Annotated in this window: 7 protein-coding genes; all 7 read right to left on the bottom strand. The window is 45.7% G+C overall.

Annotation, left to right across the window (positions count from 1 at the left end; genetic code table 11):
* Positions 1 to 135 precede the first annotated feature (135 nt).
* The gene (locus tag HW443_RS08660) at positions 136 to 1,059 is read right to left on the bottom strand and encodes a DNA-methyltransferase (protein WP_176236884.1); all 924 of its coding nucleotides are present in this window, start codon (positions 1,057 to 1,059) and stop codon (positions 136 to 138) included.
* Positions 966 to 1,379, bottom strand: coding sequence for an HNH endonuclease (locus HW443_RS13970; RefSeq protein ID WP_258189456.1), 414 nt, complete (start codon positions 1,377 to 1,379; stop codon positions 966 to 968). The genes HW443_RS08660 and HW443_RS13970 overlap by 94 nt, the downstream gene beginning before the upstream one ends.
* 393 nt (positions 1,380 to 1,772) lie before the next feature.
* Positions 1,773 to 3,686 (bottom strand): alpha-amylase family glycosyl hydrolase, encoded by a 1,914-nt coding sequence (locus HW443_RS08650; protein WP_176231719.1) that lies wholly within the window; start codon positions 3,684 to 3,686, stop codon positions 1,773 to 1,775.
* Between the two features lie 77 nt (positions 3,687 to 3,763).
* The gene (locus tag HW443_RS08645; RefSeq protein ID WP_176231720.1) at positions 3,764 to 4,603 is read right to left on the bottom strand and encodes a sugar ABC transporter permease; all 840 of its coding nucleotides are present in this window, start codon (positions 4,601 to 4,603) and stop codon (positions 3,764 to 3,766) included.
* Complete coding sequence (locus tag HW443_RS08640) at positions 4,600 to 5,901, bottom strand: carbohydrate ABC transporter permease (protein WP_176238071.1); 1,302 nt, start codon at positions 5,899 to 5,901, stop codon at positions 4,600 to 4,602. Before HW443_RS08640 ends, HW443_RS08645 begins: the two co-directional genes overlap by 4 nt.
* Before the next feature lie 136 nt (positions 5,902 to 6,037).
* Entirely contained in the window at positions 6,038 to 6,328 is a 291-nt protein-coding gene (locus tag HW443_RS13965; RefSeq protein ID WP_176236885.1) for a carbohydrate-binding module family 20 domain-containing protein, read from the bottom strand.
* Between the two features lie 57 nt (positions 6,329 to 6,385).
* Positions 6,386 to 6,862, bottom strand: a 477-nt coding sequence (locus HW443_RS08630) for a transposase (protein ID WP_176238070.1), incomplete at its 5' end; no start/stop codon positions are given.

Here is a 6,862-nt window from a genome sequence, read left to right as displayed (position 1 = left end):
ACGTGATGCACCGAGTTCGCCTCTCATTCCTAAATCCTAGTTTCCGGACAGCCTCCCATGGTTACCATATCTCGACTGCAAATGTGCGAAGGGAAGAGAACCATTCTGACCCAAAAAAATAGACGTGTGGGAACTTCAGGATAGACGGGAAAGATCTGAACTTTTTTTATATTCTACAGTCGGTTCGCCAACAACCGATGGAAATAGTTCCATCTGGCTTTCTATTTTATACAACCGTTGATATGCAGTCCTACAATATTCCTCAGATATATCTATGTGGATGAATCTGCGGCCTGTTTTGTACGACACTATAGCAACAGTGCCAGTGCCTCCAAACATGTCCAAAACAACATTTCCCCTGTAAGAATAGAATTTTATCAACCGGTGGATCAGTTCCTCTGGAAAGGGGGCGGGGTGCCCATTCCTTTGCGTTTCAGGTGGAATGTACCAAAAACCGTCTGAAAATTTCTCGAACTCAGCTGCCGTAATATCCGCATCCTCGGGATTGCCCTTCAGTTGCCAGCTACCCTTTGAAAACACCAAAACATACTCCCAAGAAGGTAATATGTGTGGGTTTGAAGGACTCTTCCAGCTGCCCCAAGCGGTCCTTCTACGAATCGTTTGTTTATACCAGAGAATCTCAGTCCGCATTATCATCCCAATTTCCTGCATTTGAGCCGCAAAATCATAATGAACAGGTCTGAAATTCTTAATGCTTGTAGGAGCAATATTGAGGCAGAATCGACCACCGTGAACCAAGACACGTTTTGTTTCAATCCAGACTTTCATCAACCAGGCAAGGTAGTCGTCGTAAGACATCATATCATTATGATTATCATACTCGATACCGACATTGTAAGGTGGCGAAGTTACAGCCAGGTGAACACTACCATCGGGTATTTGCTTCATTACTTCCAAGACATCGCCGCAGATTATCTTATTGATTAACTCCATGAAATACTCCTCTAATTCTTGAAATAATGATAACCATTTCTTCCTTCCATTGGCAAAATCTTCTTTCCGGTTCTTTGGCGAATTCTTCGTAACGCTCTCTGCCAATCAAGAGCGCCTTTTGAAACTAACCGCACCATCTCCGAGGGAATATCCTCATTCGGAAAAGTATCAAACAAAGCCTCAATTCGTGATTCAACTGTAGGATTAGACATAATTTTCTGCATCTTCTCTGGTTGATGTCCACTCATCCAGGCTTTCTTACCAGCATTACATTCTCTGCATAATGCTTGAAGGTTTGATAGCTCGGTCTTGCCTCCCCAGTCGATAGGGATTATGTGATCTACTTCAAGTTTAGTGCCGTCAGTCACGTCACGTCCACACGCTCTACACTTGAAACTATCTCGGTTGAAAACCTCATATCGCATCTTCCGACTTATTGTCTTTCTTTCCCCGCGCGCATCCTTCTGCTCTAATGAAGTGAGTCGATTATATCCATCTCCTCTTACTTCAATCTTCCAACCTTCCTGCCTTAATGCTCTAATTATGCGCGGGTATCGTTTGCCATAGAAATTTTGCGGAGTTCCTGATTGTGAATCCACTTGTTGAGATGCTGCTTAAGATATTCAAGAACTTTTTCTTTAGCACCCATCCATGTGCTCCATCCCTTTTCCATCACTATATATCGTGTTCTGTGTCAAGTTTATCACAGTCTTAAGTATGCCCATAATGGCGAACAAGGTGTGTTACCGGATTCATATTAGCAAACATATGTTCGCTTGTCAATGAGGAAAGGCAAACCAGCTTGCGCTGTCCTATATTCATGCCTTTGCTCGTGTCAGGATTATTCCCTGGAGCGGATTCAAAGTAAGCTTTAAGTGGCTTTCCCTCACTTTATAGGATTGGCCATCAATTAGATCCTGGAGCACAGTATTCTCTGGAAACCCAGGAGGAAGAAGAGAGACAGTTATTGATCTTACATCCTCACTGCTATTGATGATGACTACAATTTCTTTTTCGCCATCAGCATGTCCTCTCCCCTGCAAAGCATAAGCATAGGTATTTGTAACTGCATCCAGATGCAGAGTAATTCGCCTTCCGCTCCGTAGCACGGAATTCTCTCTGCGGATAGCACAAAGATGTCGATAGTACTCCAGAAGATCCTGGTCCTGAGCTTCCCCCCAGAGCATAGGCATTCTGGCATACTCGTGATGCCCATACCCATCCGAAGTCCACATATTTCTCTCCTGGGAGAGCCCTACTTCAGTACCATAGTAGATAATGGGGGGCTGCGGGAGCGTAAACTGGCACAATGCTGCCAACTTTAGCCGGCGCTTGTCTCCTCTCGCCATCCAAAGAAAGCGATTCATATCATGATTGTCCAAAAAAGTAGGGAGTACGAAATGTTTTGAAAAATGGCGCTCCTGGCGCTCCAGAAAACTGTCCAGTGCCTCCACTCCCAAGATGGTGGAGGCAAAGACCTGATGTATCTTTTGGGCCAAAAGGAAATCCAGGCAGCCATCCAGGCGTCCCTCGTAACTACGGATGACGTCAGCCCCGTGGACTACTTCTCCTATAAGAAGAGTCTCCGGATTCACTTCTTTGACTGCCTGGCGGAAATCTACCCAGAAGTCATGAGACGGCCCCAGGGCATAATCCAGCCGGTATCCATCTATACCGTACTCTTTCACCCACCAAACAGCTTGATCGATGATGTATTTACGTGTGGGCTCGTAGTCCAGGTTCCACTGAGGCAACCACTTTACGCCGAAGAAGCTTCTATATTCCTCTGGCCATCTGGTAAAGCAATACCAGTGATAGTAGGGGCTCTCTTGATCTGTCTGGGCAGCCAGGAAAAAGGGGTGCTGGTCAGAGCTATGGTTGGCCACAAAGTCAAGAATGATTCGTAAGCCCAGGGAGTGGGCCGCCTCTACCAACTGCTGAAACTTCCTGTTACCTCCGTAACGCTGGGCTATCACAGTATAGTCAACAATGTCATATCCATGATGAGAAGGACTTTCCCACATCGGGGAGAGCCACAGGCAGGTGACTCCCAGATCAGCCAGGTAAGGGAGCTTGTCCATGATGCCCTGTAATGTTCCGCCGTAGAAACCCAAGGGTGATCCAGGTCTGAGCCAGCCAGGGATGTCATCACCAGGATAAAAACGATCTATAAGAAGGTGATAGATTATGGCATCTTGGGCCCATGTGGGTGCATCAAGATCGTCGACCAGATAAGAAAAGCGGGTGGCCTGCAATGAGTCTGAGGCATTATTGTCGGCAAAGAAACTTTTGTCTCCTAGCGAATCCCAGGCTTCGATTATATAACGAACTTTCGTTCCGTCAGCTTGTGGCGGGATGATGCCCTTCCACTCTTCTCGGTAGCCCCAAATCAGAGGGTCCCACTTACTGGATTCCCTTGTGAAAGAGACGGTGAACCCCTGGATTGCTTTACCCCGGCTACCACAGGGGTCTGTACCATCAGTCGTGTAATAGGCGAATAGGCGGTCGGCACGGACTGAATCACCAACATTCACCATAAGTGCTGTCTCCTGGCCAGGATGAGCGTCTTGAGGATAGATATGATTCCGATGAGATACACCCTGCTTTGCCTCGCCTAAGTAAGAGAGAGCTCCAGAGGTAGTATCTAAGCCTCCAAAGATGGGGTCTGAGGGTACCTCTTTGCCACCGGAGTGAAACGGGGTCCCCCCGCCGCCAAAGATTAGGTTTTCCACTACTCTCCTCCTAGTTCTATGTGAGCTTATCCTTTGCAGCACAATGTCCTTCGGCATGAACCGACTTCAGGGTGGCTCTAAATTTTTGATGCGCCTTCAGTCAAGCCCTGCACTATATACCGCTGCAGAAATATGAAGAGTATGGTTATGGGTATGGCAACCATGACGGACCCTGCGGCAAACATAGTAAATTCAGTGTGCGCATAGCCTGTTACCATCTCAAAAAGCCCGATGGCCAGTGTCTTTCTCCCAGATGAACGGAGCACCAGTCGGGCAAGAATAAAGTCCATCCAGGGGGCTATGAAATTTGACAATGCGACAAATGTAATAATGGGCGATGACAATGGCAGCATTATTTTTGTAAAAACCGTTGCGTTGCTGGCTCCATCAATCTTGGCAGCCTCAGCCAAAGACCGGGGTATTCCGTCAAAATAACCCTTCACCAGCCATGAACCGAATGGAATAGCGCCGCCTGCGTATACCAGAATCAATCCAATGTGAGTATCCAGAAGCCGCAATTGCAAGAGCAGCAAATAAATGGCTATCATGGACATAAACGATGGAAACATCTGCAGCACCAGCATGCTCATGAGCGATAGCCTGCGACCTTTGAAGCGGAACTGGGACAACGCATAGGCAGTAGGTATTACAAGAGCAACAGCGAGGATCATGGTCCAGAACGCGATGTTGAGGGTATTTCTGTACCATAGCCCAAATTCCCTCTCAACAAACAGGTTGAAATAATGGGCGGTGGTCAATCGGTCTGGAATCAGAGTGGCGCTGAACAATGAAGTTCCAGGATTAAATGACGCCATTATTACCCACAGGATAGGATAAACGCATGCTATGGCAGTTATTGTAAGGATCGTATATATGAACAGCCGGGTCAGTCTGCTTTTCATTCTGGCTCCCATCATTGTATCAGCCCCTCTTCTTTGAAAGCCCTAGTATTTTTAAAGTTGTATATTGATATGCCTGCAAGAAAAATAAAGATTATTATTGAAACCGCCGATGCTAGGTGGAATTGGCTTCTCTCAAGCGTTAGTTTATAAATCCACGACAGGAAGATATCGGTATCGCCTGCAAAAAAATAAGAAGCATTACTGGGCAGTCCACTAGTTAGCAAATAGATCATATTGAAATTGTTGAAGTTAAAGGCAAAACCCATTATTAAAAGTGGTGCAGTCATATATAGCACCAACGGCACGGTTATCTTCCAAAACTGCTGTCTTGAGCTCGCTCCTTCTACATCAGCCGCTTCATAAAGATCTTTTGATATCCCTGATATAACCCCCGACATCATTGCCATGAAATAAGGAAACCCAAGCCATAGATTCACAATTATGGCAGTTGTTCTAGCCCATTCGGTTTCAGCAAACCAAGGAACCGCAGGTAATCCAATAAATTCTAGATATCGATTGATTGGTCCAAAGTGTCCGTTGAACATATTACGCATTATCAGGATCGATATGAACCCGGGCATGGCCCAAGGTAAAATGTATATAGTCCTCCAAAATCGCTTCAATTTTATACCATGTCGGTTTATCAGCACAGCCATAATTAGTCCTTCAAAAAATGTGGTAAAAGTTGCAGCCAATGCCCAAGTGATCGTCCATGCTGCTACACCAAAGAATGTTTCTCTTAATAAGGGGAGTCTGAACAGTTCCATAAAAATTTTAAAACCCACCCAGTCCACTAAAGCCCGTGGGGGTACATTATGAGGTCCCGAATAATTAGTAAATGCAATCAACATGCCGAATATCAACGGCAAAACAGTCAGAAAAAGCAGGAAAATACCAGCGGGAGTGAGCACTAAATACGGAAATCCCTTCTCGTACAATGTCGCAATGGAGTTTATAATGTTTTTAACAGGCTTTCCTTTATCCCGCTGTTCTCCCACTCTCCGGGCATCAAAGTAATTCATTACATAGATAGCAGCAAAAACAAGGAGTAGAAGCACCGACATGATGCCATATATCATAAGAAATATGGAATGATCCCCGGGAAGTATCTTCCCAGCCTCCATTCTTTGCGGGATTTCTCCCAAGGTAACAAGCCCCCACAAACCTCTTGATACAAACGGCAACATGTATACTATAAATAGGATCTCCACCGCTGCAAATAAAATGCCCTTGCCAAACTGCCTGTTGTACAACTGCCCCAACCCCATAAACAATATGGATAAAATGCTAGCTTTTTCTGAATAACATTTCATATAAAGCCACCATCTCTCTCATTTTTATTCATTACGAATTCAATTGAATCGGATGGGGATTGACCACCTCAATTCCCATCCCCCATAATGTATATATAATCTCATACACAACTCGTCTGTATTGTGGTAACAAAAATTATTGCCAATTATACAGAGGAGTATCAATAGTAGCAGTTGAACTGGAAGGAGAAGTAAATATTCGATTACTCCCACTTTCCCAAATTACATTTCCGACAGCATCTTTCTTAATAAATTTGAACTGGAATGTCGTGCCTGCGGGCACGCTAACTGGTAAAAACCATCTTGGATAGTTTGGATTCATCATTGATTCAGATGAGTTGGTAGGATTCCAGTTGCCTAATTCAGGGATGCTTCCAACAACATGTATATTTTGGCCTAGAACAGTGGTGGCATTAACATGGAAAATTACCTGGACCTGATCCCCTGAAAGTACCTCCCTTGAAAATAACCTCCGTAGCGGCCGTTATGCTATCAGAGGTAGTTCTTGAATATCGACTTTGAGTCCCAGGTTTTCGAGCCGACGGACATGGTGGCGGATGATATGCTTTTTGTTGATTTCGTTAAGGTAGTTGACGCCCAACTCGCGGTGAGGCACTTTGTCTCGGATGATGAAATAGGCACCTTCCAGAATGCTGTGGCCCACCGCGACTGCTGCTCGCTTCTTCCCTTTGCGGCTGGCAAGACGAGCATATTGCGATCCCAGATAGGTGTTCTTAGTCCGTCCGGCAGCATGCCCACATTCCACCAAGATCGCTTTCAGCCATTTGTTGCCTTTGGTGGTTCGCCCATTGCGGCGCTTGCCCCCACTTTCGTTGTTCCCAGGACTAATACCCGCCCAGGAACAGAGATGTTTATGGGACGGAAACTGACCCATCTCTACCCCGATTTCGGCGACCATATCCTGGGCCGAGCGCTTATCTACCCCCGGTTCCGTGTCCAG

Source organism: Candidatus Hakubella thermalkaliphila, from assembly GCF_013281975.1.
GTDB classification, from domain to species: domain Bacteria; phylum Actinomycetota; class Humimicrobiia; order Hakubellales; family Hakubellaceae; genus Hakubella; species Hakubella thermalkaliphila.
This window is presented reverse-complemented; position numbering and strand designations above follow the sequence as displayed.